This is a genomic window from Rhodanobacter sp. C03, from assembly GCF_002001175.1.
In the GTDB taxonomy this organism is placed as follows: domain Bacteria; phylum Pseudomonadota; class Gammaproteobacteria; order Xanthomonadales; family Rhodanobacteraceae; genus Rhodanobacter.
Map to the genome: position 1 here is coordinate 345,288 of NZ_MUNT01000001.1, position 26,242 is coordinate 371,529.

The 26,242-nt window shown below is 64.5% G+C and carries 24 protein-coding genes; 9 read left to right on the forward strand and 15 right to left on the reverse strand.

The genetic code is table 11. From position 1 onward, the window contains the following. Window position 1 precedes the first annotated feature (1 nt). The 5 genes from B0E48_RS01350 to dinG form a co-directional block, all read right to left on the reverse strand. On the reverse strand, window positions 2-199 hold the full coding sequence (locus B0E48_RS01350) for a hypothetical protein (protein WP_077515647.1): 198 nt from the start codon (window positions 197-199) through the stop codon (window positions 2-4). 86 nt (window positions 200-285) lie between these two features. Further along, window positions 286-864, reverse strand: coding sequence for an NnrU family protein (locus B0E48_RS01355; protein WP_077515648.1), 579 nt, complete (start codon window positions 862-864; stop codon window positions 286-288). A gap of 254 nt (window positions 865-1,118) precedes the next feature. Continuing rightward, window positions 1,119-1,922, reverse strand: coding sequence for a class I SAM-dependent methyltransferase (locus B0E48_RS01360; RefSeq protein ID WP_077515649.1), 804 nt, complete (start codon window positions 1,920-1,922; stop codon window positions 1,119-1,121). Window positions 1,923-1,948: 26 nt separating this feature from the next. Next, window positions 1,949-2,572 (reverse strand): HutD family protein, encoded by a 624-nt coding sequence (locus B0E48_RS01365; RefSeq protein WP_077515650.1) that lies wholly within the window; start codon window positions 2,570-2,572, stop codon window positions 1,949-1,951. Beyond that, a complete protein-coding gene (dinG, locus tag B0E48_RS01370; protein ID WP_077515651.1) occupies window positions 2,569-4,674 on the reverse strand; it encodes an ATP-dependent DNA helicase DinG in 2,106 nt (701 codons plus the stop codon). Before dinG ends, B0E48_RS01365 begins: the two co-directional genes overlap by 4 nt. Window positions 4,675-4,940: 266 nt before the next feature. Here dinG and B0E48_RS01375 point away from each other — a divergent pair, with 266 nt between their 5' ends. Further along, window positions 4,941-7,898, forward strand: a complete 2,958-nt coding sequence (locus B0E48_RS01375) for a bifunctional diguanylate cyclase/phosphodiesterase (protein ID WP_077515652.1) — start codon at window positions 4,941-4,943, stop codon at window positions 7,896-7,898. A gap of 15 nt (window positions 7,899-7,913) precedes the next feature. On the opposite strand, the gene B0E48_RS01380 is transcribed toward B0E48_RS01375, so the two are convergent. The 6 genes from B0E48_RS01380 to hemH all read right to left on the reverse strand — a co-directional run bounded on the left by B0E48_RS01380 (window position 7,914) and on the right by hemH (window position 14,305). Next, complete coding sequence (locus tag B0E48_RS01380; protein ID WP_077515653.1) at window positions 7,914-8,573, reverse strand: DsbA family oxidoreductase; 660 nt, start codon at window positions 8,571-8,573, stop codon at window positions 7,914-7,916. Window positions 8,574-8,695: 122 nt separating this feature from the next. Next, the gene (locus B0E48_RS01385; protein WP_077515654.1) at window positions 8,696-10,351 is read right to left on the reverse strand and encodes an NAD(P)/FAD-dependent oxidoreductase; all 1,656 of its coding nucleotides are present in this window, start codon (window positions 10,349-10,351) and stop codon (window positions 8,696-8,698) included. 145 nt (window positions 10,352-10,496) lie between these two features. Continuing rightward, window positions 10,497-11,003 (reverse strand): DUF1993 domain-containing protein, encoded by a 507-nt coding sequence (locus tag B0E48_RS01390; RefSeq protein WP_077515655.1) that lies wholly within the window; start codon window positions 11,001-11,003, stop codon window positions 10,497-10,499. Next, entirely contained in the window at window positions 11,000-12,337 is a 1,338-nt protein-coding gene (locus B0E48_RS01395; protein WP_077515656.1) for a TCR/Tet family MFS transporter, read from the reverse strand. Before B0E48_RS01395 ends, B0E48_RS01390 begins: the two co-directional genes overlap by 4 nt. Before the next feature lie 70 nt (window positions 12,338-12,407). Further along, entirely contained in the window at window positions 12,408-13,253 is an 846-nt protein-coding gene (locus tag B0E48_RS01400; protein WP_077515657.1) for an alpha/beta fold hydrolase, read from the reverse strand. Next, window positions 13,250-14,305, reverse strand: coding sequence for a ferrochelatase (gene hemH / locus B0E48_RS01405; protein ID WP_077516846.1), 1,056 nt, complete (start codon window positions 14,303-14,305; stop codon window positions 13,250-13,252). Before hemH ends, B0E48_RS01400 begins: the two co-directional genes overlap by 4 nt. A gap of 95 nt (window positions 14,306-14,400) precedes the next feature. On the opposite strand from hemH, the gene B0E48_RS01410 reads away from it, so the two are divergent. The 4 genes from B0E48_RS01410 to tatC all read left to right on the forward strand — a co-directional run bounded on the left by B0E48_RS01410 (window position 14,401) and on the right by tatC (window position 16,657). Next, the gene (locus B0E48_RS01410; protein ID WP_077516848.1) at window positions 14,401-15,090 is read left to right on the forward strand and encodes a lipid-binding SYLF domain-containing protein; all 690 of its coding nucleotides are present in this window, start codon (window positions 14,401-14,403) and stop codon (window positions 15,088-15,090) included. 66 nt (window positions 15,091-15,156) lie between these two features. Next, window positions 15,157-15,420 (forward strand): Sec-independent protein translocase subunit TatA, encoded by a 264-nt coding sequence (tatA, locus tag B0E48_RS01415; RefSeq protein ID WP_077515658.1) that lies wholly within the window; start codon window positions 15,157-15,159, stop codon window positions 15,418-15,420. 24 nt (window positions 15,421-15,444) lie between these two features. Continuing rightward, window positions 15,445-15,900, forward strand: a complete 456-nt coding sequence (tatB, locus tag B0E48_RS01420; protein ID WP_077515659.1) for a Sec-independent protein translocase protein TatB — start codon at window positions 15,445-15,447, stop codon at window positions 15,898-15,900. After that, window positions 15,887-16,657 carry a twin-arginine translocase subunit TatC gene (gene tatC, locus B0E48_RS01425; protein ID WP_077515660.1) on the forward strand — a complete coding sequence of 257 codons (771 nt, stop codon included), beginning with the start codon at window positions 15,887-15,889 and terminating at the stop codon, window positions 16,655-16,657. Before tatB ends, tatC begins: the two co-directional genes overlap by 14 nt. 11 nt (window positions 16,658-16,668) lie before the next feature. Here the strand turns inward: tatC and B0E48_RS01430 are convergent, their stop codons facing one another. Continuing rightward, a complete protein-coding gene (locus B0E48_RS01430) occupies window positions 16,669-18,843 on the reverse strand; it encodes a primosomal protein N' (RefSeq protein WP_077515661.1) in 2,175 nt (724 codons plus the stop codon). A gap of 387 nt (window positions 18,844-19,230) precedes the next feature. Further along, window positions 19,231-20,631 carry a DUF3667 domain-containing protein gene (locus B0E48_RS01435; protein ID WP_254423807.1) on the reverse strand — a complete coding sequence of 467 codons (1,401 nt, stop codon included), beginning with the start codon at window positions 20,629-20,631 and terminating at the stop codon, window positions 19,231-19,233. Between B0E48_RS01435 and B0E48_RS01440 the strand changes: the two genes are divergently transcribed. Together B0E48_RS01440 and sppA are read left to right on the forward strand one after the other, a co-directional pair. Beyond that, window positions 20,559-21,947 (forward strand): MATE family efflux transporter, encoded by a 1,389-nt coding sequence (locus B0E48_RS01440; RefSeq protein ID WP_077515663.1) that lies wholly within the window; start codon window positions 20,559-20,561, stop codon window positions 21,945-21,947. The genes B0E48_RS01435 and B0E48_RS01440 overlap by 73 nt on opposite strands. A 38-nt stretch (window positions 21,948-21,985) precedes the next feature. After that, window positions 21,986-23,860 (forward strand): signal peptide peptidase SppA, encoded by a 1,875-nt coding sequence (gene sppA, locus B0E48_RS01445; protein WP_077515664.1) that lies wholly within the window; start codon window positions 21,986-21,988, stop codon window positions 23,858-23,860. Between the two features lie 89 nt (window positions 23,861-23,949). Here the strand turns inward: sppA and B0E48_RS01450 are convergent, their stop codons facing one another. After that, window positions 23,950-24,147: a hypothetical protein gene (locus B0E48_RS01450; RefSeq protein ID WP_077515665.1), complete on the reverse strand. Its 198-nt coding sequence runs from the start codon at window positions 24,145-24,147 to the stop codon at window positions 23,950-23,952. A 126-nt stretch (window positions 24,148-24,273) separates the two neighbouring features. Here B0E48_RS01450 and B0E48_RS01455 point away from each other — a divergent pair, with 126 nt between their 5' ends. After that, on the forward strand, window positions 24,274-25,056 hold the full coding sequence (locus tag B0E48_RS01455; protein WP_077515666.1) for an SDR family oxidoreductase: 783 nt from the start codon (window positions 24,274-24,276) through the stop codon (window positions 25,054-25,056). A gap of 47 nt (window positions 25,057-25,103) precedes the next feature. Here B0E48_RS01455 and B0E48_RS01460 read toward each other — a convergent pair whose 3' ends face one another. Further along, window positions 25,104-26,048, reverse strand: coding sequence for a DegV family protein (locus B0E48_RS01460; RefSeq protein WP_174566711.1), 945 nt, complete (start codon window positions 26,046-26,048; stop codon window positions 25,104-25,106). Between B0E48_RS01460 and B0E48_RS17865 the strand changes: the two genes are divergently transcribed. Then, window positions 26,029-26,172, forward strand: coding sequence for a hypothetical protein (locus B0E48_RS17865; RefSeq protein WP_217317835.1), 144 nt, complete (start codon window positions 26,029-26,031; stop codon window positions 26,170-26,172). The two genes, B0E48_RS01460 and B0E48_RS17865, sit on opposite strands and share 20 nt — an antisense overlap. Window positions 26,173-26,242: the final 70 nt, after the last annotated feature.

Here is a 26,242-nt window from a genome sequence, read left to right on the forward strand (position 1 = left end):
CTCAGACCGGTCGGCCGCGCAACACGCGTGCCGGCAGCATCAGCAAGGCACCGAGGAAGGCAAATATCGCGCCGACGGTGAAGCCGACTAGCCGGAATGGCAACAGCAACAGCCACACGATCGGGTACAGCACCAGCGCCAGCAGGGCGAGCGGCCAGCAGAACACCAGGAGAAGCAACCAGAGCAGGAAACCGGCCATGAGGATGACCTCGGGATGGGTGGAGTGGGCAGACTCTAGCGCAGGCGGATGCGCCTGCGTAGATGACTGATGCCACCCCATTCAGGTCAGCCCATCGGATTCACGCCGATCAACCACAGGTGCAGCCAGCACGCGAAGATGGCCCAAACCACCACGCCGATCACTATGGTCACTACGTCGCCCTTGAGCGTACCCGCCGGATAGGTGGTGCCGGCCCGCCGGTCGAGTCGGCGCGATACGGCGAACAGCACGATCGCCCACAGCAGGAACGCACCGAACAGCACCACGTCGTGCAGCATGCCGGTGGCCAGCAGATGGCCGAATGCCCACACTTTCACCGCCAGTACTTGTGGGTGGTGCAGTTTCGCCTTGATGCGGTTGTGCGGCACACGCGCCGCGAAAAACAGCACGAACGCGATCAGCGTGAACAGCGCATTGAGATGACGCAGCGCCAGCGGCGGCGCATACAGCAGCACGGGTTGCTGGCGGGCCAGTCCGAAGCCCCAGCAGATCAGCACGAAGCCGATGATCGACGTCAGCGCGAACAGACTTTTCCAGCGCTTCTCGCCGAGCCGTGCAATTTGCCGGCTGCGCCAGTCGTTGGCGAAGATGCGCAGAGAGTGTGCTCCGAGAAAGATCAGCAGACCAAGGATCAGCACGGACATGCCAGGTCTCCATCATGGTTGGGTGGTGCGACTAGTCAGACTTCGTGAGAACGCCGAGGCGATTTGCCAATGGACAAGCCGCATGAACCTCAGTGAGAGATGATACCGACTGCTTCAAATGCGCGGCAGTTCACCGCGGGTGCTGCAGACCGCGATCGGATAGCAAGGGCGGCATGATGTTTGCTGCATTGCTCGTTTTCGTGGTGTTGCTGATTGCCTCCACGACGATTTCTAAGCATCAAAATCAGCTTTCATCACCACTTCGGCTCCATCACGATGCTGCGCACCTTTGTCCGCAACTCGATTTCGACGTGCAAATTGGGACGCAGGATGGGGACTCGATCCAGTACACGCTGCACCGTGCGTTTCCAGCGCACACTGGATCGCGCATAGCTAGGTAAGATGCGTGACTTGACCGGGATGAAATCTGGCGATAGAAGCTCGAAATATCGCAGGATCTCCGCTTTGCTGTATTCGCGCCAATGATGCCCGTAAGTATACGTTCCAAGCACATTGTCGACGCTGATTCCGCCGCCTTTCCCGCTCAGAAACCGCGCCACGTTCCAGGCGCGCCCTTTCCACGAGTAGTAATTTGGCGTGGTGACGACGATGCGTCCACCCGGTGCCAAGACGCGATAAATCTGGCGCCAGAACGTCACTGGGTTGAAGGTAATATGTTCAAGAATTTCGGTGAACAAAACGATATCAACCGAATCATCCGCCAGCGCTTCCAACTCGCGAGCCTGCTCCAGATTCGGGCATTTCAACAGCGGTATACCAAATGTCTTGGCGATGCCTTTTACGCTTTCCACTTCGAAAGTGCCTGGGAGATCGAGGGCGGTGACTTCAAACCCCGCCTGACGCCACAGCACAGCCTGATGCAGCCAGTGAGCGCCGACGTCAAGCACGCGGCGACCACGTTCCTCACCCCAGGATGAGCTGAATTCCTCAAGCGTCACAATGAATCGCTGATAATGCTGCGATAAATACAACTCAGGTGTGCCGCCATAATTCCTGAACAGCTCGACCAGTTCATCAAAGGACGATAATCCCTGCATTACAGCCTCCACAGCTTGCTCATGCGTCAACTGCGAATCGTAGCTGAAGGGGTGCCGCAGAAGAGCGTCCGTGCCATCGATGCCGACTCCCTTTGTATCAAAGGTTCGACGTGAATCGCGAAGGCCATGGCATCCTGATGCAGGCTGATCGGACTTGGGTTGTCCATGGAGTTGATCCAGCTATCGCCGGCCTGCAAGGCCTCGCTACCCACGTCAATCTGACCTTTTGCGCAGTAAAGCAGTACCACATTACGGTCGAGTCGGTAGGCCCCCGCTTCTCGCCATATCCGGATGTTGCTACGCGCCTTGGCACGGCGCACCATCAGGTTGAAGTCGCGTGTCGCGCCGCCAACCAGCGCCACCGTCACTCCAGCTTCGCCGGCAAACGCGAATGGTACAAACGGTGTGGTCAACGCGTGCACGCGATCGCCGTCCAGCGTCATCGTGAAGCCGTTGCCGTCGAGCAAGGCGATCTGCCGGTCGATGCCGGGGAAACTGGAGAACGGTGCGGCGCTGTCGACCTCGGCGATGCTCACGCGCCACAGGAAATCGGCGCTGCCGGCGCCATCCGGATGGATGGCTATTTCGCGGGTGCTGCCCAGGCCGTTCTTCCAAGGCTGCGGGGGGCAATCGGACAGACGGATGATCATGGGGTTCTCTCGATGATACGTTCGAACGGCGGCAGCGCCTTCAGCATGCCGCTGCCGTAGCGTTTGGTCACCACGCGACGGTCCAGCAGCACGATGCGGCCGCGGTCGGTCTCGTTGCGGATCAGGCGGCCGCAGTATTGCGTCAGCAGACGGGTCGCCTCGGGGATGCTGACTTCGATGAACGGGTTGCGTCCGCGCGATTCCAGCCACTCGGCATAGGTGGCGCCGACCGGATCGGTCGGCACCGCGAACGGCAGCTGGGTGATCACCACCGTCTCGCACAGCTTGCCTGGAAGATCGAGGCCTTCGCCGAACGAGGCCAGGCCGAACAAGGTGCTGCCGCGGCCCGCTTCAATATCCGCGATGTGTTCGGCGATCAGTTGCGACTTGCCCAGCGAGCCCTGCGCGCGCACCTTGCGCACCTGGGCGATCGGTAGTTTCTGCAGCACCCGATCGAGTTTCACGCGCGAGGTGAACAGCACCAGGTTGCCGGCATCCCAGTCGAGGTTTTCCGCCAGCCACTCGCTGATTTCCTCGGCGTGGGCTTCGCGCGCATCGGGCAACGTACGCATCGCCGGCACTTCCAGTCGAGCCTGCGCGGCGAGGTCGAATGGCGAAGGCAGGCTCAGCGTCACCGCATCGTCGGGCAGGCCCACCGCATCGGCGAAACCGCGGAAGTTGCCACCTGCGCTCAGCGTAGCCGAGGTCATCAACACGCCACTGGCGTTGCCCCACAGCACGCTGCGCAGCAAGCCACCGGCAGACACGGCCGAGGCATGGCAGACCAGTTGCTGATCGCCGCCAAGGGTGACCCAGCGCGCCAGCGGCGGCATGCCATCGGGATCGTCGCTGGCCCACGCGCGCCAGCAACTGGCCTGCTTGCCGATCCGCTCCAGCGCGATGCCGAGTTCGCGCGACAGCGCTTCCTGGGTCGGGCCGCCGTCGGTCATCTCGACCACGGCGCGACGTACTGCGCTGAGCCAGCGCTGCACCTCGCTGGTGTACAGGCTGAGCACACGCGCATGTTCCACCCATGCTTCCGGCAGCTGGCCCAGCGAGCCGCGATACATCGGCTCGGTTTCGGCCGGGTCGGGCAGCCAGTCGAGGCGGATTTCCTTCTCCAGTTCCTCCAGCGTGTTGCTCAGTTCCTGCAGCTTGGCGTCGCCGGCATCCAGCGACAGCTTGCCCAAGGTCTGCTTGTCGGTGAGCGAATAGGCCGCATGCACCTGCCGGCCGAGTCGGCTCAGCTGGCGCACCGTGACATTCATGTAGACCTCGCTGGCACCGCGGTCGATCGCCTTGCCCGGCACGTGGTGGCCTTCGTCGAAGATGTATAGCGTCTCGTCCGGTCGCGGCAGGATCACCCCACCCCAGCCCTCGTCCTCGCCCGGCATGGTGAGGTCGGCCAGCACCAGGTCCTGGTTCGCCACGATGATCTCGGCATCGTCCACCGCGCGGCGTGCGGCGAAGAACGGGCAGATCATGAACTGGCCACATTTGCGCCCGGTGCAGCCGCCGGCGCTGGTAGTCACCATCGGACGCAACAGGTCGCTGACGGCTTCTGGAGCGCTGTCCATGTCACCGTTCCACTCGTTGCGGTCGAACGTGGCGCGCAGTTTTGCCAGCGCCTGCTTGTCGCGTGCCTGCGGTGGCTTGGTCCACAGCACCAGGTCGGCGTCGAAACCGGCCAGGCCCATCTGCGCGGTGTCATTGAGGCTGTTTGCCGCCATCGTCAGGTTGCGCGGGCACAGGTAGCGGCCGCGGCCCTTGGCCAGCGCCACCTTGGCCTCGATGCCGTTCAGTTGCAGGTATAGCGGGATATCGCGCTGCACCAGCTGCTCCTGCAGCGCCACCGTGGCGGTGGCGATCAGCAGCTTCTTCTTCTGGAAACGTGCCACGGCCACGCCGGCGATCAGGTAAGCCATCGACTTGCCGGTGCCGGTCGGCGCCTCGATCACCGCCACCCCGCCGGTGCGGCCGAACGCCTTGGCCACCTCGGCGATCATCCTGCCCTGCGAGGCGCGGGCGCGAAAGCCCGGCAGGCCGTCCTTCAGGCGTGCATAGGCGGCGCGGATGGCGTCTTTGGTGGTGTCGGCGAGCATGTTGGATGGCACCTATGGCGCAAGTTATGCATGGAATACGGGCGGTGCTGTCGGTAAACCGTCGCTCGAAGGGTTCCGGTGTCGGGGTCGACGTGCGCGTCGTTTCGAAGGAAGAGGGGGGATGTAATGAGGCAGTTTATCGGTATTGCGTGCCTGCTTACCCGGAGAAGGGGCGATGCCGGCTTCGGGGTAGGGCGGATTACGCCCCGTGAAAGGGTATGCTGACGCCGGATGCTGGTGCGCTTGGGCTGTGGGGAGCTCTTTCGATGAAGCACGCGGATGCTGCGGGAGCGACGTCCTGCGACGACTCATTGCAGTTGGCATGGCTGGCCAGCCTCGCGACGGCGCATACGCCTGACGAGGTGGCCGAGGTGATTGCGGACCTGACGCAGGCCGAACTGGGCTGCAAGGCCGCCTGCGTGCTGTGGGATCTGGGGCAGCCGACCAGTCATCACAGCGTGCCACCGACCCGGATGGACGTTGCCGATGAGCCGTGGCTGCGCACTGCCAGCGAATCAGACCAACCCTGCCGACATCCAGCGGATCGACGCCGCATTGCGCTGCGTCTGTGCCGGCAGCCGGAACCTGTACTGCTGCTGCTGACCTTGCAGGCGGAGCACGACGGCATCGGCTTTCCGGGGAAATTGGCGGTGCCGCTGCTGCTCGCCGGTCAGCATCTGCAGCGGACGCTGGAATGGATCGAGCTGCAGCGCGCGCATCAGCAGCTGGCGCGCTCCGAGGCCCTGCAGTGTGCATTGTTCGCGATCTCCGATCTGGCCGGTTCCGAGCGCGACATGCCGGACATGCTGCGTGGCATCCATGCCATCGTCAGCACGCTGATGTATGCGGAAAACTTTTTCATCGTGCTGCACAACGCGGAACAGGACACGATCCGCTTCCTGTATTTCGTCGATGTCGAGTCCCCAGCCGTGTTCGAAGTGGGTCAGGATCTGCCACTGAGCACGATCGAGCACACGCTGACCTGGTACGTGATCCGTGATGGCAAGGCGCGCATGGGCGACACCGAAGAACTGCTCGCCCAGGTATCCGGGCCGGTTGCGCTGATCGGATCGGACAGCTACGACTGGCTGGGTGTGCCGATGTTGCGTGACGGTCGGCCATGCGGCGCGCTGGTGGTGCAAAGCTATCGGCATGACATCGGCTTTTCGGATGAGGATCTGACCCTGCTGCAGTTTGTCGGCAGCCATATCCTCACCGCAGTGGAACGCAAGCAGAGCAAGGCGGATCTGGAACAGCGGGTGCATTTGCGCACCCTGGAACTGGCCGAAGCCAATCGTGGACTGCAACTGGAAATCATCGAGCGGCAGCGCGCCGAGCATCTGCAGGTGGCCTTGTTCCAGATCGCCGAGCTGGCCACGGCGGATATCGATCAGGGCGAGTTTTATCGGCGCGTACATGCTGTGGTCGGCGAGCTGCTGAATGCGGAAAATTTCTTCATTGCCCTGCTTTCCGACGACCGCCAGCGGTTGACCTTTCCCTACTCGGTGGATGCGGTCATGGCACCACCCCAAGAGCGTCCGCTGGGCCGTGGCCTGAGCGAATACGTACTGCGCTGTGGCAACGCCCTGTGGGCCAACAACGCGGACATCGAGGAACTCGTGCGTCAGGGCGAGGTGGCGTCGGGGCGCTCGGGCGCGCCGGCGATGTCCTGGCTGGGCGTGCCGCTGATCGTCGGCGACGAGGTGATCGGGCTGGTGACGGTGCAGAGCTACAGTCCCTCGATCGTCTACGGGCCAGCGGACCAGGAACTGCTCAGCTTCGTGGCGTCGCAGGTCGCCAACAGTCTGGTCCGCCGCCGCTCCGCCGAGTCGCTGCGGCGCGCGTATGAGCAGCTTGAGCATCGGGTGGAAGAGCGCACGCTGGCATTGCGCAAGGAAATCAGCGAGCGCGAACGCGTACAGGATCAGCTCAGGCATCAGGTGATGCACGATTCGCTGACCGGGCTACCCAATCGCGGTTACCTGCGCGATCGCATCGACCGCGTGCTGGCCACCATCAAGCATGAGCCGTGGCGTCGTTGCGCCCTGCTGTATCTGGATGTCGACCGCTTCAAGATCATCAACGACAGTCTCGGGCATCTGGCCGGTGACGAGGTGCTGAAGGAGGTCGCGGCGCGCCTGGCAAGTTGCGTGCGTCATCCCGATCTGGTGGCGCGTCTGGCCGGCGACGAGTTTGCCATCCTGCTGGAGGATGCGGAGATTCCGTTGGGTGCCATGACGGTGGCGCAGCGTGTGCTGGATGCACTCGGAGTACCCATGCTGGTTGCCGGCAAGGAGTTGCAACCTACCGCCAGCGTGGGCATCGCCATCGGCGACGATCATTACCAGACGGCCGACGAGTTGTTGCGCGATGCCGACATTGCGCTGTATCGAGCCAAGGAGCTGGGCCGCAAGCGTTTCGAGTTGTTCGACGAGACGCTGGCCAAGAACGTGGTCGATGTGCTGGCGCTGGAAGTCGAGCTGCGTCAGGCACTGCAGCATGACCAGTTCGAGCCGTATTTCCAGCCGATCTGCCGGCTCGACGGCGGCGAGACGGTGGGCTACGAAGCGTTAATCCGCTGGAACCATCCACGGCAAGGTCTGCTCAGGCCGGCGGATTTCATGAAGATTGCCGAGGACTGCGGACTGATCGAAACGATCGACTGGCGCATGTTCGAACTCAGCTGTCGGCAGCTGGTGCAGCATGGTCGGGGCGACACATTCATGACGGTGAATGTCTCGGCTCTGCATCTGCGCCACGCGGATTTCGATGCGCGGCTGATCCAGCTGCTTGAACGCACTGGCCTGCCCCCCACGCGGCTGATCTTCGAAGTCACCGAAGGTGCGTTACTGGACAACCCCGAGCGAGTGCGCGCCACGCTCGATCGCCTGCGGATGGCCGGCGTAGGTGCTGCACTGGACGATTTCGGCACCGGTTACTCGTCACTGAGCTACCTGCACTCACTGCCGTTGCGCATGCTCAAGATTGACCGCGCGTTCGTGCAGGAGCTGGACAAGGACCACAACAGCAGCAGCACCACGGTGGTGGCTGCGATCCTGGCGCTGGCGCGGGCCCTGAACATCCAGGTGATCGCCGAAGGCATCGAGACCGAGACCCAGCGCGATGTCCTGCTGGCGATGGGCTGCGAGATGGGCCAGGGCTACCTGCTCGGCCATCCAGCGCCGATCAGCCACTGGCTGGAATTCTGTGCCGCCGATGCGTGAACCCGTGGCTTTCGCTTACCCCGCCGTGATCTGCCGCAACGCCTGCTCGAACGCCTCCGGCGGTTGTCCGCCGGAAATCAGATGCTTGCCATTGATGATGGTGGCGGGCACCGAGTGGATGCCGCGACTCTGGAAGAACTGCTCCTGCGTACGTACCTCGTCGGCATAGGTATCGCTGGCAAGAATCTGCCGCGCACGCTCGGTATCCAGCCCCGCCTCGCCGGCCAGTCGCACAAGCGTGGCATGCGCGCTGACGTCCTCGCCATCGGTGAAATAGGCGCGCAGAAGTACCTGTTTCAGCGCCAGGTGGCGACCTTTCAGTTCGGCCCAGTGCAGCAGGCGGTGCGCATCGAAGGTGTTGTAGACGCGGCTGCGCCGATCCATGTTGAAAGTGAAACCCAGTGCGGCGCCGCGGTCACGGATCGCCGCGCGATTGGCATCGATCTGATCGGCCGTGCTGCCGTACTTGTGCACCAGATGCTCGGTGGAATCCTCGCCTTCCGGCACCATCTGCGGATTCAGTTCGAACGGCTGGAAATGAATTTCCGCGGCGACCTCGCCATCCAGTTTCGCCAGCGCCTGCTGCAGCGAGGCGAGTCCGATCGCGCACCACGGGCAGGAAACATCCGAGACGAAATCGATGCGGACCGGGACGGGAGTGGCTTGCGTGGACATGGGAGCACCTTCGGTAAACGTGAGCACCGCAGGCGGCGGTGACTGGAGATCCGCCCTAGATATGGTCACAAGGTGGTGCAATCAATCGTCGCTGGACATCGTCTTGCGAATGCGCAACAACGTCAGGGTTTCGATATGCCTGTGATGCTCAGCGCTACTGCCTCGGCGATCTTGATTCCATCGACGGCGGCGGAAAGGATGCCGCCGGCGTAGCCAGCGCCTTCGCCAGCGGGGTAGAGACCACGGGTATTGAGGCTCTGCAGGCTGTCGTCGCGCTTGATCCGCACCGGCGAGGAAGTGCGCGTCTCGACGCCGGTGAGGATCGCGTCATGCATCGCGTAGCCGCGGATCTGGCGCTCGAATGCAGGCAATGCCTCGCGGATTGCCGCGATCGCATAAGCGGGCAGCGCGCTGGCAAGGTCGCCCAGAGTCACGCCCGGCTTGTAGGACGGTTGCACGTCGCCGAAGTCATGCGAGGCACGGCCGGCGAGGAAATCGCCGACCAGTTGGCCCGGCGCACTGTAGTTTTCGCCGCCCAGGGTGTAGGCATGGCTTTCCAGTGCACGCTGCAAGGCGATGCCGGCGAGCGGGCTGCCACTGCTGTCGAATGGCGCAAAGTCGGACGGCTCGATGCCGACCACCACCGCCGCGTTCGCGTTGCGCTCGTTGCGCGAATACTGGCTCATGCCGTTGGTGACCACGCGGCCCGGCTCGGAGGCGGCCGCGACCACGGTGCCGCCGGGGCACATGCAGAAGCTGTAGACCGATCGACCGTTGCCCTCATGACTGCCCTTGCAGTGATGCACCAGCTTGTAGTCGGCTGCGCCGAGGATCGGATGGCCGGCCTGCGGGCCGAAGCGGGCGCTGTCGATGACCGACTGCGGATGCTCGATACGGAAGCCGATCGAGAAGGGCTTGGCTTCAAGATAGACGCCGCGTGCGTGCAGCATCTCGAAGGTATCGCGCGCGCTGTGGCCGACCGCCAGCACCACGTGGTCGGTGCGGATCTGCTCGCCGCTGGCCAGGGTCACGCCGCGGATCTGCTGCTGGCCGTCCGCGCCGGGCTCGATCAGCAAGTCGTCGACGCGCTGGCTGAAGCGGATCTCGCCACCCAGCGACTCGATCGTGGCGCGCATGTTCTCCACCATCGTCACCAGCCGGAACGTGCCGATGTGCGGCTTGCTGACGTAGAGAATTTCCTCCGGCGCACCGGCCTTGACGAACTCGGTGAGCACCTTGCGGCCGTGGTGCAGCGGGTCGCGGATCTGGCTGTACAGCTTGCCGTCGGAGAACGTGCCGGCGCCGCCCTCGCCGAACTGCACGTTGGATTCCGGATGCAGATTGCGCTTGCGCCACAGATCCCAGGTGTCCTTGGTGCGCTCGCGCACTTCCTTGCCGCGATCGAGGATGATCGGACGGAAACCCATCTGCGCCAGGATCAGCCCAGCGAACAGGCCGCACGGGCCAAAACCGATCACCAGCGGCTGATGTTCCAGTTGGATCGGTGCCCGGGCGACGAAGTGGTAATCGGTGTCCGGCGTGGGCTGGACGTGCTGATCGTCGGCGTGGCGCCGCAGCAGTTCCGCTTCCTGCGTGGTCTCGATATCCAGCGCATAGATCAGCGCAATCGCACCGCGCTTGCGCGCGTCATGGCTGCGTTTGGCGACGGTGTAGCTGGTGAGTGCGGCGGCCTCGATATCCAGCCGCTTGAGGATCGCGGCGGTCAGTGCGGCCTCGCTGTGATCCAGCGGCAGCTTGAGGTCGGTCAGTCGCAACATGGGCCTGGGAATCCGGAAACTGAAATCAGCTGCGGGATTTTCGCAGATATCGTGCCGGCGTGATCTGTGGGAGCGGCTTTAGCCGCGATTGATGCAGAGCATCGCGGCTGAAGCCGCTCCCACAGTGAAGCAGTTTGTCCGCCGATCACGCCTGGCCGATGAAATCCATCTTGCCGATCTCGGTGCCGGCCTCGCGCAGGATGTTGTACGCGGTAGTGCAGTGGAAGAACACGTTCGGAAGAACGAAGCCCAGCAGATAGGCCTGGCCTTCGAACGTCATCTCGCCGCTGCGCATCTTGAGGACGATCGTGCGGCCCTCGCTGCCGTCGATCTGCTCGGGCTTGAATGTCTTGATGTACTCGATCGCGTTGTCGATGCGCGAGTAGACCTGCTCAAGCGTGGTCTCGTTGTCCTCGAACGATTTCGGCTCGACTCCGGCCAGGCGGGCGGTGCCGCGGGTGGCCATGTCGGCGGCGATCTGCACCTGCTTGACCAGCGGCAGCATGTCGGGGACCAGCCGGGTCTGCAGCAGCACTTCGTCGGTAACGCTCTTCGCCTTCGCGTGTTCCGCGCCTTTCTGCAGCACGTGCTTGAGATTGCCGAGTGCGCGGACGAAAACGGGGACGGCAGCCTGATACATGGACAGTGTCATGGGGATTGCTCCGGTGGGACGTGGGGAATCGATTCGGATGAAAACTCGTTGAAGGGCAGGGTGGGGACGATATCGGCGGATGCCAATGGCAGCTCGGCCGGTGTATGACGCATTACGCGCACCGCGATCAGTGCGGCGGCAAACAGCAGCAACGCGGCCAGCACGAATGCCGCGCCAGGCAGATGCTGCACCGGCGCGTGATCGCTGATGAACAGCGCGAAGATGTTGGCGAACAGCGCAGGCCCGAAGATGCCGGCGAGGCTGGCCAGGCTGGTCAGCGCGCCCTGCAGGCGGCCCTGCTCATGCGGATCGACCTGGTGCGTCATCATCGATTGCGCCGGCGGCCCGGCCAGACCGCCGAGACTGAGGAACGGAATGCCGAGCAGGAACAGCCACGGCAGCGAGGCAAAGCCGAAGAACACGTAGCCGACGATGCACAGCACGAGCCCGGCCAGGATCATCCGCCGCTCGCCCAGCTTTGGCATCAGCCGGCGCACCAGCACGGCCTGCACCAGCCCGCTGCACAGGCCGACCAGGCCCAGCGTAAGGCCGACCGCCTGCGGTCCCCAGCCGTAGCGGTAATCGGCATACAGCACGTAGGTGGAGTTCAGCGAGAACTGCGCCAGGTTGATCAGGAAGAACACTACGGCCAGCCCGAATACCTGCGGATAGCGGCGCAACAACACCACCGCACCGAACGGATTGGCATGACGCCAGTCGAAACGCACGCTGCGCTTTTCCTTCGGCAGCGACTCGGGCAGCACGAAGTAGCCGTAGCAGAAGTTGATCAGCGACAACACCGCCGCGACCCAGAACGGCAGCCGGATATGCAGATGGCCGAGAAAGCCGCCCAGTGCCGGGCCGATGATGAAGCCGATGCCGAACGCGGCGCCCAGCGTACCGAATGCGGCTGCGCGTTTTTCCTTCGGCGTGATGTCGGCGATATAGGCGTTCGCGGTGGAGAAACTTGCTGCGCAGATGCCGGACACCGCACGGCCGACGAACAGCAGCCACAGCACCGGCGCCAGCGCCATCACGATGAAGTCGATGCCGAGGCCGAAGCTGGAGATCAGGATCACCGTGCGTCTGCCGAAACGGTCCGACAGCGCGCCCTGCACCGGCGAGAACACGAACTGCATCAGCATGAACAGTGCGCCGAATCCGCCCGACCAGACCGCGGCCTTGGCGATGCTGCCGCCGATCAGCTGCACGATCAGGTGCGGCAGCACCGGGATGATGATGCCGAACGCCAGCATGTCCAGCATCACGGTGACGAAGATGAAGTTGAGGGCGGCGCGGTGGCGCGGCGCGGCGAGGGTGGGTGGCTGATCCATGGGGCGAAGCGAGGCGATGGGATGTGCACGATAGCCGAACGGCGTTGTCGCTACATGTGCGGGTGCCGCGTCAGGTTGCCGTGCCGATCCAGGCAGCGACTGCTGCAGGGTGTTCGAGATGCAGGTGATGACCACCATCCATGTGGCTGATTGTGATGCTCGGCACACATGCCGCACGCGTCTGCATCGGTGCACTGGGCAGGTATGAGGCGGCCGGCCGCGCCAGCAGCAGTGCGGTGGGCGCCTCGATGCCGCGGAGCAGGGCGTGGATCTGCGATTCGGCCAGTCGCACGGGGCTGGGCCGGGTCAGCCGGGGATCGCTGCGCCAGCGCCAGCCGCCGTCGGCTTCGATCAGCCCGCGTCCGACGATCGGTTGTGCCAGCTCGGCCGGCAGACCGCTGACCATGCTGCGTGCGCTGGCCGCCTGCGCGATGCTGTGGAAGACGCGCAACGGCTTGGCATTGCCGCCCCGCGGTACAAACGCGTCACGAAAACGCTGCAGGGTATGCAAGCCGTCGTCACCGAGCGGGCCCAGACCCTCGATCAACCACAGGCGCTCGATCCGTTGCGGCGATGCGGTGGCCACCAGCGAGGCAATCCCGGCACCGAGCGAATGACCGAGCAGGCTGTAGCGATCCAGCTGCAAGGCATCGGCGGCGGCGAGTACCGTCTGCACGTAGTCGAGATAGCGATAGCTGGCGCCGGCAGCCAGGTGATCGGAATGACCGTGGCCGGGCAGCTCCAGCGCGATCACCCGGAACCGTGTCGCCAGCATGGGTGCCAGCAGCGCAAAGCTGCCGGCATTGTCCAGCCAGCCGTGCAGAGCAAGCAGTGGCGGCAGTGCTTCATCACCCCAGACCTGTGCGCTCAGGCTCAGGTGCGGCAGCGCGATGCGGCGCTCGATCGGTGCGATCACGCGATGGATTCCGGCCAGCCTCGAACATGCCGTCGCACCAGTGCGGCGAGGCTGCGTACCTGTTCGGCACTGTCGTTGAGCGCAGGGATATAGCGCAGCGTTTCGCCGCCGGCAGCGAGGAAGAACTCGCGGTTCTGCATGGCGATTTCCTCCAGCGTTTCCAGGCAATCCACCGCAAAGCCGGGGCAGGCCACGTCGAGTTTCTTCACACCCTCGGCGGCAAGCTGGCGCACGCTGGTATCGGTGTAGGGCTGCAGCCATGGCTCGCGGCCCACGCGCGACTGGAAGCTGACGAACATGTCGTCTGCGTTGATGTGCAGGCGCTCGCGCAGCAAGCGTGCCGTGGTCTGGCACTGGTCGAAATACGGATCACCCAGCTGCACGTATCGCTCGGGAATACCGTGGAACGACAGCAGCAACTTGTCGCCACGGCCGTTCGTCGCCCACCAGCGTTCGATACTGGTCGCCAGCGCATCGATATGCCTGGGATCGTCGTGATAGTCATTGACCAGGCGCAACTCGGGTGGCCAGCGCAGCCTCTTGAACGTGTCGGCGACGGCATCGATCACCGAGCCGGTGGAGGTGGCCGAATACTGCGGATAGAGCGGCAGCACCAGCAGCCGGCGCACGCCTTCGCGCTGCAACTGTTCGATCGTATGTGCCACGGACGGTTCGCCGTAACGCATCGCCAGCGCCACGCGTAGCGTGCCCGGTTGCTGCCGATCCAGCTCGGCCTGCAGGCCGGCGGCGAGTGCCTCGCTGCCGAAGCGCAGCGGTGAACCCTGCTCGGTCCAGATCCGTGCATAGGCGTGCGCCGATCGTGCGGGACGGATCCGCAGGATCACGCCATGCAGGATCAGCCACCACAGCCAGCGCGGGTAGTCGATCACGCGCGAATCGCCGAGGAATTCGGCCAGATAAGGACGCACTGCTTTCGCGGTGGGCGCAGTCGGCGTGCCCAGATTGACCAGCAGCACGCCAGCCTGAACGGACTGAACGCCCGACGCGTCGGAATGGCCGGCAACGCCGGTATAGTGATTGCTGCGTGGCATCGTGGCAGTCATGGCTGGATTAGCCGTGGAGTCTGCCACAAGCCTTGGTGCACCGCGGTGCACCGCCCCATCCCCGAAATCAAGTGGAGCTGTCCATGTTCAAGACACCACTGCATCGTCTGCTGTTGATTGGTCTCGCCCTGTTGCTGCCGGCGATGGCCGCGCATGCCGAAGATCCGCCGCTGGTGCGTGCACAGAACGCCGTGCGCGTGCTCAACGACATCATGCAGGCACCGGACAAGGCGATTCCGCAGGACCTGTTGCGCGATGCGCGGGCGATCGCGGTGATTCCCGACATGCTCAAGGTCGGCTTCGTTTTCGGTGGCCGCCGCGGCGAGGGCCTGATCTCGGTAAAGGGGCCGGACGGTACCTGGTCCAACCCCAGCTTCATCAGCATGACCGGTGGCAGCGTGGGCTTTCAGGTCGGCGTGTCCTCGACCGATGTGATCCTGGTGTTCCGTACCCAGCGCGGGGTGGACTCGATCGTGCGCGGCAAGTTCACCCTCGGCGCCGATGCATCGGCCGCGGCCGGTCCGGTCGGGCGCACCACCAGCGCCTCCACCGACGAGCAGATGAAGGCCGAGATCTATTCCTATTCACGCGCCCGTGGCCTGTTTGCCGGCGTGGCGATCGACGGCGCGGCATTGCGCATCGATTACGATGCGAATGAAGCGGTGTATGGCGCCGGCATCACGCCGCGGCGCATCTTCGAAGGTGGTGTCAGCAACGTGCCGGGGCCGGTGGTCGATTTCCGCGACCGGCTTGAGGAGTACACTTCGCGATAATTATTGCGAAGTGTCGGCGCGTTCTGCGCCAGCACGACTTGGCTGGAATCCGCCTCGAGGTTGATTATGGGTTTTGACAGTATCTGGCATTGGGCGATCCTGTTGGTGATCGTGTTGCTGGTGTTCGGCACCAAGAAGATCCGCAATCTCGGGCCGGATCTCGGCGCGGCGATCCGCGACTTCAAGAAAGGCCTCAGCGGTGACGACGAGGCGAAGCAGAAGGAAGAGGAAGCCGCGCGCAAGGCCGCCGAACAGCTGCGTGCCGACCCGCCTCCGACCGATAGCGCCAACACCACGCAGAGTCAGCGCGACTCCAGCGAAACCAAGTAAGCACGCGGCGGGCGGAGCGCGGCAATGATCGAGATCAGTCTCGGCAAAATGGTGCTGCTCGCCCTGATCGCGCTGATCGTGCTCGGTCCCGAGAAGTTGCCCGGCGCCGCGCGTACCGCCGGTGCGCTGCTGCGACGCGTGCGCAGCGGCTGGGACAACGTGCGCGCCGAGGTCGAGCGGGAGCTGGAGATCGAGGAGATCCGGCGCACCGCGCGTGAAGCGGCCGCCCAGGCAGAGGCCGCGCAGAACGCGGCGAAAGATACGGTGCAGCAGGCGCATGAGCCGCTCGCCGATGCCGCCGCGATGATCAGGGATGCATCGGTCAAAGACGCGACGAGCCATGCTGCGTCGATCACGGAGGAGCCTGCGGCCGCACTAACCGAGGCAGCTCGCGACGAGCCGGCCAGCCAGATGCAGGCTGAGTTGCCACTGGGCGAGCCACCGGTCACCACCAGAGAGGCCGCGCATGGCGGCGCCTGAATCCGATACGCCGGTCGCTGAGGACCTGCAGCAGGGGCTGTTCTCGCACCTGCTGGAACTGCGCACGCGCCTGCTCAAGTCGGTCGCGGCGGTCGTGCTGGTGCTGCTGGTGCTGGTGCCGTTCGCGAACCGACTGTATGCCGAGCTGGCCGCGCCGCTGGTCGCACGGTTGCCGCAGGGTGCGCACCTGATCGCCACCGAGGTGACCAGCCCGTTCATCACGCCGTTGAAGCTGGCTTTCTATACGGCTCTGTTCATCAGCATGCCGGTGATCCTGTACCAGCTGTGGGCGTTCGTCAGTCCGGGCCTGTACAAGCATGAGAAGCGACTGGCGCGACCGCTGCTGATCGCGGCCATGGGGCTGTTCTATCTCGGCTGCGCGTTCGCGTATTTCCTGGTGTTGCCGGCGGCGTTTCGCTTCCTTACCGCAGTGACGCCGCAGGGCGTGGAGATGATGACCGACATCACCCACTACCTCGATTTCGTGATGCTGATGTTCTTCGCGTTCGGGCTGTGTTTCGAGGTGCCGGTGGCGGTGGTGATCCTCGCCGCGATCGGTGTGGTCGATCTGGAAAAGTTGCGCAGTGGCCGGCGTTACGCGATCGTCGGTGCGTTCGCAATCGCCGCGCTGATCACGCCGCCGGACATCACCTCGATGATGATGCTCGGCATTCCGATGTGCCTGCTGTACGAGCTGGGCGTGCTGGCGGTGCGCTGGCTGGTGAAGCCGGGGTCGTTGCGGCCTGACCCGGGCTGATCCTGCACAAGTCAGTACAGGTCGATCGGATCGACATCCAGCGACCAGCGAACCCGCCGTGCCGAGGGCAGCGCGATCAAGGCCAGCTGCCATGAGCGCAACATGCCATGCAGCGTGCTGCGGCTGGCAGCTTCGAGCAGCAGCTGACCGCGATGGCGACCCGCACGCAGCGGCATCGGCGCCGGCATCGGGCCGGCGATCTGCAGCTGATCGTTGACCGGCAACGTGGCATGCGCGGCGGCGAGAAACGCATCGACATGCTCGCGTTGCGGCGCATCGGCGCGCAGCAGCACCTGATGACTGTACGGCGGCAGCAGGATCTGCCGCCGTTCGGCCAGCAGCTCACGTGCGGCGGCGGCATAGCCATGCGCCAGCAGCGTACGCAGCAGGAGATGTTCCGGTTGATGCGTCTGCAGCAATACGCGTCCGGGTTTGCGTGCGCGGCCGGCGCGACCGGCGACCTGCACCACCAGCTGGGCCAGCCGTTCGCCGGCGCGGAAATCCACGCTGTGCAATCCCTCGTCCACGCCGACGATCGCGACCAGGGTGAGGTTGGGCAGATCGTGGCCCTTGGCCAGCATCTGGGTGCCGACCAGGATTGCGGGTTTGTCGTCCTGCAGCGTGGCCAGCAACTGCTCGAACGCGTCGCGACGGCGGGTGGTTTCACGGTCGACGCGCAGCACCGGCACCTGCGGGAACTGCGCAATCAACGCCTCTTCCAGTCGCTCGGTACCTTGGCCTTGCGGCTTCAGCTCGCCGGCGCCGCAAGTCGGGCAAGCGACCGGCATCCGCTGGCGGTAATCGCAGTGATGGCAGATCAACTGGCGCCGGCCGGCATGCAGGGTCAACGGACGGTCGCAGCGCGGGCACTCGGCATGCCAGCCGCAGCTGTGGCATAGCAGCACCGGGGCGTAACCGCGGCGATTGCGGAACACCAGCGCCTGCTCGCCCCGTGCGACAGTCTCGGCAATCGCCGTCAACAGCGCCGGCGACATGCCGTGCTCCAGCCGCTGTGCGCGCATGTCGATGATCTGCACCTGCGGCGGCCGGATCGCGCCAGGGCGCGCACGCAGATGCAGTGTGCGATAACGGCCGGCCTCGGCATTCGCCAGCGATTCCAGCGACGGCGTACCCGAACCCAGCAGCACCGGCACACCCAGCGCACGCGCACGCAGCAGGGCCAGGTCGCGCGCGTGATAGCGGAAACCTTCCTGCTGCTTGTAGGCGCTGTCGTGTTCCTCGTCGACGATGATCAGGCCGGCTTGCGGTAGCGGCGTGAACACCGCCGAGCGAGTGCCCAGGATTACCCGCGCGCTGCCGTTGCGGGCGCGCAGCCACGCGCGCGCGCGATCGCCTTCGGACAGGTTGGAGTGCAGCACCTCGACGATCACCCCGAGCCGTTCGCGCAGGCGTCGCACGGTCTGCGGCGCCAGGCCGATTTCCGGCACCAGCAGCAGCGCCTGTTTGCCTTGCGCCAGCACCTGCTCGATCAGCGCCAGATACACCTCGGTCTTGCCGCTGCCGGTGACGCCGTCGAGCAGGAACGGCTGGTACTGGCCGAGGCTGGCGGCGACCGCAGCAACCGCCTGCTGCTGTTCGTCGCTGAGTTGCGGAGCGAAGGATGCAGGCAACGGGCGATCGAGCGGCGGCCGTTCGCTGCGTTCGAGCAGCTCGGCACTGGCCAGTCGACGCGCCGCGTCGCGCCAGCCGGGCAGGCGTTCATTCAACTCCTGCGCGCTCAGCGCGCCGTCGGCCAGCAGCGCCAGCAGCCTCTGGCTGCCGCCGCGCCGGCTGCCGGCGTCGTGGGCGCTGCGGCCGGCCCCGCTGAGCGACCAGTATTCGTCGCCGAGTACCGGCGGCGGTTTCGCCTCGCGCAACGCCAGCGGCAATGCATTCGCGTAGGCCTCGCCCGGTGCACCGAGCCAGTAGTCGGCGGCCCAGCCCAGCGTCTGCATCAGTTCGGTGTCGAGCAGTGGCACCTCATCAAGCAGCCGGATCACCTGCTTCAGGCGGCTGCCACCAACCGCGGTTTCGGCATCGACGGCCACCACCACGCCGACCTGTTTGCCGCGGCCGAACGGCACCAGCACCCGGCTGCCCACATACGCCTCACCGGCTGCGGGCGGCAGGTAGTCGAACAGGGTCGGCAGGGGTACCGGCAGGGCAACGCGAAGGACGGCGGGCATGGCTACCTCGTGGACGGGCCAGTGTAACCGCGCCGCCTGCGCTAGCCGCACGCCGTAGGGGCGCCGTGAGGCAAACCTTGCGCGCGAGTTGCGCGCACTTTCTGTCCAGTCATCGAGAAACCGGGGGTAAGTGGCTCAGCTCGTGAGATTTTTGTGCTTATCCACAAGCACTGTGGATAAGTCTGTGGATGCAACGGGGAGGGGGTGCCCCAAAGGGCGTCGTGGCGCCTTTCACGACAACTTGACCAAGTTTTGGTCAAGTGAAAAACAATTTCAATTTCAATAACTTGCAAATGTCGATCGGCAGACGTTCACACAATTGACAAATGCCCCCCGGTTGCCTTGACAGGCTGATGACGCTGTGCAAAACCCGCCTCGGCAGCCGCTTCAGGACGCCAGTCCGACCGCGAAAGCAGCCAGCAGAGCCAATCCCAGCAGCCAGCAGTAGCACCAGCCTACAAACAGATATTTCAGCCCGGTCAGGAACCAGCCTTGCCGGTACACCCGCTTCTGCATGATCAGCAGATAGACGGGTGCCCAGGTCCACAGGGCGGCAAGCAGCAGGCCGACCGGGACATTGATCCAGCCCATGTGCGGTGCAAGGGCACCTTTGAGCAGATAAAGCAGTGTGCCGAGCAGCAGGCTGAGGAACAGGAACGCGTGGCTGTGCAGGGCCACGATGAGGTGCTCCATATAGAGTCGTCGGCGGAACAGGTAGACCATCTTCAACAGCAGTGCGAAGAGCGGCAGCATCAGGACCATCGTCATCGGCAGGATCGAGAAGAGCTGCCCGACAAGCCGTTCCCATGCCGTTGCAGAGTTGCCGCCATCCTCATCCAGCGCGTCGAGATTCTCGTGGACATGCTGGACCGTTCGGTTGAGTCGCTGATTGAGAAACCCCGGCAGCCAGCCCACATGGATCGGGTATTTCTGCATGTTCCAGTAGCTGTCAAATGGATCCCGTTGTTGAAGCTCAGTGGGCGGGGGCGGATTGGACGCGGGCTTCGGCAGTAACGCGGGCAGGTCTTCGACCTTGGCGGGGACTACGGCCGTCTTGTCACCCAGCTCGACGCGCCGCTGCATGGCTTCGCGGACCAGCTGCAGCCGCTCCTCGTCCAGCTGATGACCGACCAGCGAACCTAGCATCGGGATCTGGCCGGTGGGCGCGAGTTGGGCGAGTTGCTTCTGCAGCAGACGATCCACGTCGGCCGGTGTCTTCGCCCGTTTGAAGCCCGAGTTATGCACCGTCACGGTGGGGTTGAACCTCAGCGCTCCGCTGTCCATCGCCAGCTGCAGCACAAACAGGGACAGCAGGCACAGCACGAACATCAGGCGAAACGGTGCCAAGTAGCGCATGCGGCGCCCGGCGAAATATTCCAGGGTCAGCAGGCCCGGTCGCATGAACAGTGGCGGCAGCGTATGCACCACCCGGCCGTCCACGTTGAGTACGAGGTCGAGGGCATCTTCCATCATGCCGTGCACAGGCTTGAGCACGCTGTGGATGGACTGGCCGCATGCATGACAGAACACCCCCTGCAGCGGCGTGCCGCAGTTGGTGCAGTGGATGCAGTGGAGTTCTGTCGTCGGGTCGGTCAATTGCTGGTTCATCGGGAGATCCATGCGATGCCGCCGGCGATCTTCGCATACCGCGGTGGCACGCAGGTCGTGACGAAGGGGCTCAGGTAGAATGACCGGCCCTGGAGTCTGCTGTGTCGATGAAACCGTTCCGCCCCGAGCGCACCCGTCTGCTGCATGAAATGCGTGCCACTGTGCGCCTTGCTTTGCCACTCATCTGCGCCCAGTTGGCGGCGATCGGCAGCAACGTGATCGATGCGGTGCTGGCCGGGCATGTCAGTGCGCACGTGCTTGGTGCGGTGGCCGTGGGCGCCAGTATCTGGTCGCTGGCGATCGTCAGCGGCATCGGCATGATGATGGCGGTGCCGCCGTCGGTGGCGCAGCTCGACGGCGCCGGTCGCCGGCTCGAGATCGGTGCCGTGTTCCGTCAGGCGCTGTGGCTGGCGCTGGGCATGGGCGTGCTGCTGTGGTTCGCGGTGCGGCATGCGGCACCGCTGATCGACCTGATCGGCGTGACCCCGAGCCTGCGCGACGACGTACAGCGTTTCCTGCTGGCGATCAGCTGGGGCGCGCCGGCGCTGACCTGTTATTTCGCGTTGCGTGGCTTGTCCGAAGGGCTGTCGCTGACCCGGCCGTCGATGTACTTCAGTCTCGGTGGACTGGCTGTGCTGGTGCCGCTGGGTTATGTGCTGATGTTCGGCAAGCTGGGCATTCCGCCGCAGGGTGCGCATGGTTGCGGCGTCGCTACCGCGATCGTGCTGTGGCTGGAGTTGCTGGCGTTCGGCATCTATGTGATCTGCCGGCGCAACTATCGCGGACTGGGCCTGTTCGATCATTTCGAATGGCCGAGCCTGCGCCGGATCGGCGCGCTGGTGCATATCGGCCTGCCGATGGCAGTGACCCTGCTGGCTGAGGCCGGTCTGTTCGTGGCGACGGCGTTAATCATCGCCACGCTGGGCGAGGACGTGATCGCCAGCCATCAGGTGGCGATCAACATCGCCTCGCTGTTCTTCATGATTCCGCTCGGGCTGGCGATGGCGATCACCGTGCGCGTCGGCAACGCGGTGGGACGCGGTGACGAGCGTGGCGTGCGTTATGCCGGTTTCTGCGGGATCGGCCTGACCCTGGTGACCCAGGTGCTGTCGGCTGCGCTGATGCTTGGCATGCCGTATTTCATCGCCACGCTGTATACGCATGATCCCAAGGTGATCGTGTTGGCCGCTCAGCTGATCATGTTGGCGGGGCTGTTCCAGTTTTCCGATGGCATCCAGGTCGCCGCCAACGGCGCACTGCGAGGTCTCAAGGATACCCGCGTGCCGATGGCGATCACCTTGTTCGCGTACTGGATGGTCGGCATGCCGGTGGGCTGGTGGCTGGCGTTCCATCGCGGCATGGGCGCGCGCGGCATGTGGGTGGGGCTGATCGCCGGCCTGTCGGTCGCCGCGGTCATGTTGTTCACCCGTTTCTGGCGCAGCGCATGGAAGCAGCGCTGGCGCCGTACTCCCGTCACCATGTCAGCGCCGGCCTGACCGGTTACGCTAGCTGCCATCACCCTGGAAGATCACGCATGACACCACCGCTTCCGCCCCGTCGCAACGGCTTCTGGGCTTTCCTGTGCACGCTCGGACGTGGCATCAACGTGGTCCGGCTGGTGATCATCAACCTGGTGTTTTTCACCGTGCTGTTCGTCCTGCTGTTGCTGCTGACCGCAGGCGTGGCCGGCAGCCGGATGGATCGCACGCTGCAGGACGGCACGGTGCTGGTGATCAGGCCGCAGGGACAACTGGTCGAGCAGTACAGCATCGACCCGCTGCAGCGCGCACTGGCCGGTCTGTCCGGCGACGAACCGAAGCAGGTGCAACTGCGCGATCTGGTGGGTGCGATCGACGCGGCGGCGAAAGACAAGCGGATCAGCCGCATCCTGCTGCTGCCGGATCAGTTGCAGGGCGGCGGCTTTGCTGCCTTGCGCGAGGTCGGCGCGGCGCTGGATCGTTTTCGCGCGGCCGGCAAGCCGGTGATCGCCTGGGCGGTCAACCTGGATCAGGGCCAGTATTACCTGGCCGCGCATGCCGACCGCCTGCTGGTCGACCCGCAGGGCGGCGTGATGATCACTGGGCTGGCGAACTACCGCCTGTTCTACAAGGACCTGCTCGACAAGCTCGGCGTCGACGTGCACCTGTTCCGCGTCGGCGAATTCAAGAGTGCGGCCGAGCCGTACATCCTCGATCACGCCTCGCCGGAGTCCAAGGAAGCCGACAGCTACTGGATGGGCGGACTGTGGGACAGCTACCTCGCCGAGACCGCAAAGTTGCGGAAACTCGATCCGGCAGCGCTGCGCGCCGACATCGACAATCTGCCGCAGACCATCGCCAGTACCCAGGGTGACCTGGCCCAGCTGGCTTTGAACGAACATCTGGTCGATGGTCTTGCCACCCGCGCCGATCTCATCGCGATGCTGCGCAAGGAGGGCGTGGCCGCCGACGAGAAGGGTCACAGCTTCCGTCAGGTGGATCTGGCGCGCTATGTCGCCGGCATGCCGAGCGACGGCAAGCTGTTTACGCCGGGTGTGGCGATCGTGGTGGCCGAAGGCGAGATCGCCGGTGGCAAGCAGTCGCCCGGTTCGATCGGCGGTGAATCCACCGCGGCCTTGATCCGCACGGCGCGCGAAGACCGCAAGACCAAGGCGCTGGTGCTGCGGGTCAATTCCCCCGGCGGCGAGGTGTATGCGGCCGAGCAGATCCGCCGCGAAGTGCAGCTGACCCGCGAAGCCGGCATTCCGGTGGTGGTGTCGATGGGCGATGTGACGGCCAGCGGCGGCTACTGGATCTCGATGAATGCGGACCGCATCTTCGCCGAGCCGAACACCATCACCGGCTCGATCGGCATCTTCGGCATGTACTACTCGGTGCCCAGCACGCTGGCCAAGCTCGGCATCCAGAGTGACGGTGTCGGCACCGGACCGATGGCAGGTGCGTTCGACATCACCCGCCCGCTGGATCCGAAAGTCGGCGCGGTGATCCAGGCGATCATCAACAAGGGTTACCGCGATTTCGTCGGCAACGTGGCCAAGGCGCGTGGCAAGACCTATGACGCGATCGACACGATCGCGCAGGGCCGCGTATGGACTGGCCAGCAGGCGCTCGATCGCGGCCTGGTCGACCAGCTCGGTGGCCTGGGCGATGCGGTCGCCGATGCGGCCAGTCTGGCCAAGCTGGGCAACGACTATCCGGTGCGTTATCAGGAGGCCCCGCTGGGTGGCTTCGGGCGCTTCCTGATCGGCCTCAACCAGAATGCCAGCGTGCGTGTGATGCAGTCCTGGGGCCTCCGCCTGCCAAGCTGGGTGGCCCAGCTACCCGCGCTGGCGCCCGAACTGCAGCTGCTGCGCAACGCGAAGGCCGGTACGCCCAATATCTATGCGGACTGCCTGTGCAGCCCGCACTGAGCGGTCATCAGCGAACTGGGTAGGAGCCCACCTTGTGGGCGATGCTTTCCGGTGACGTGCCTAAGAGCCATCGCACGCAAGGTGGGCTCCTACTGCGCCTCGATCTGCTTGCGTTGTTCCTCGGCCTGCTTGTCGACGACTTTCTGCACATCCCGGGCGCGCTGTTCGTCCGCCTTCAGGGCATCGAACGGGGTGGCGACATCGGCCGGCTTGGCTTGCGGTTCCGGCGGCTTGCCGGAGCAGGCGCCGAGAGCCAGTACGCAGAGCAGGAGCGGCAGCGTCTTCATGAGGGTTCTCGCACTAGGCTGAGTGCATGAGTGTCCTGCCATGCGCGGGCGCCGGCAAGGATCATGTCGGCGTGCCGTCGTGTCTCCGAGCTAGGCGCGCCGGGGGCGACGCTTTAAGCTGCATCGATGAACAGCCGCATCGACACCTGGCAGCTGCAAGGCCATACCGCCCTGATCACCGGCGCCAGCAAGGGCATCGGCTACGCAACGGCGCGCGAGCTGGCCGGGCTCGGTGCCGATCTGCTGCTGGTGGCGCGTGACGAGGATTATCTCGAACAGGTGCGGGTGGAGCTTGCCGACGAATTTGCCGATGTCGAAGTACTGGCGTTCGGCGCGGATCTGACCGAGGCGGAAGAACGCCTGGCGGTGTTCGACTGGATCGCCGATCTGGGCGCGCCGCTTTCGCTGCTGGTCAACAACGCCGGCGGCAACCAGCCGAAGGCCACGCTGGACTATCGCGACGACGAAGTCCGCATGGTGTTCGAGCAGAATCTGTTCTCGGCGTTCGAGATGTGCCGACTGGCGCACCCGCAACTGGTGCAGCATGCGAACGCGGCGATCGTGAACGTGGGTTCGGTGTCCGGCATCACGCATGTGCGCACCGGTTCGCCGTACGGCATGAGCAAGGCGGCCTTGCACCAGCTCACCCGCAACCTCGCGGTCGAGTGGGCAGTGGACGGCATCCGTGTCAATGCGGTGGCACCGTGGTACATCCGCACCCAGCGTTCGGAACCGGCGCTGGCCGATGTCGATTACCTGGACGAGGTGCTCGATCACACGCCGCTGCGGCGGATCGGCGAGCCGGAAGAGGTCGCTGCGGCGATCGCGTTCCTGTGTCTGCCGGCAGCCAGCTACATCACCGGACAGGTGCTGGCGGTCGATGGTGGTTTCCTCAACGACGGTTTCTGATCGCGATGGCTGGCCGGATGCCAGCCAGCCGCAAGGCAGCGAGAACATCAGAACTCGGCGACGTGTTCCTCGGCGGCAAAGCCCAGCGTCACCGCGCCTTCGCCCACGTTGACCATGCCGGTGATGCTCATCGGCGCCTCCATCAACTCGACGCCGGTTTCCTCGCAGGCCGCACGCAGGCCTGCGTAGCCGGGCAGCTTCGCCAGCACGGCCAGGTCGCCGCCGTAGCTGACACAGACCACCGGTACCAACAGACCGGCGCGTACCCGCTGCGTCGCGTAGTCAAACAACACTTCGGCGCCATGATCGAAACCGCGTACCTTGCCGACCGGGCCGGTCTCGCCGCGGAAGCAGCGCAACAGTGGCTTGATGTCCAGCGCGGTACCGACCATAGCGCTGAACAGGCTCACGCTGCGATCGCCCCGCTTCTTGATGCGGTTGCGCAGATGGATGAGGTCGCGCGGCAACATGTAGCCGTAACTGTTGTTGGCGATATGCGTGAGGCGCTCACGGATCGCGGCTGGCGGCTCATCGGCGGCGATCAGGCGTGCCGCTTCGTAAATGGCCGGCACGGTTCCGGCAAAGACATTGCGGGTATCGACGACGCGCATCATGAACGGGCCGGGGACGCCAGCCTGTTCGCGCACCTGCCGGTAGTTCTTGAGTATCGCGAAACTGGCGCGGTTCACATGCTCGTTGATCGGGCTGCGCGTGGCGGTGATGGTCAGGCAGAACACGCAGTCGTAGTCCAGCACCAGCTTGTCGAGGAACAGCTTCTGCACCTCGTCCACCGGGCATGGCTCGGTTTCCGCCGAATGGCTGCGGCTGCCGAGTCGGCGGTCGATGAAGCGCTGCAGCTCTTCGGGCCGGCGGTCATCCATGAATGTTTCGCGATCCACCTTCACGGTGATCGGCATGATCGCGACGTTGTGTTTTTGCAGGAACTCCTGCGACAGGTCGCAGGAAGCATCAATGGCCAAGCCCATCCGCATCACGTATCCCCCCGTCATGAATGGCAAATCGAACATAACACGCAATATGGGACTGCAGCTTCAATCGAAAGTTGCCCGGATCGGGCGGCTCGGCCGGGCAATCGAGCCGCCCCCGATCTCGTGAACAGCCTTTAATATGGATCGACTGTCTCTGGCATCCTGCCGGCGTGGCGTCGCCGGTAACGCATTACGAG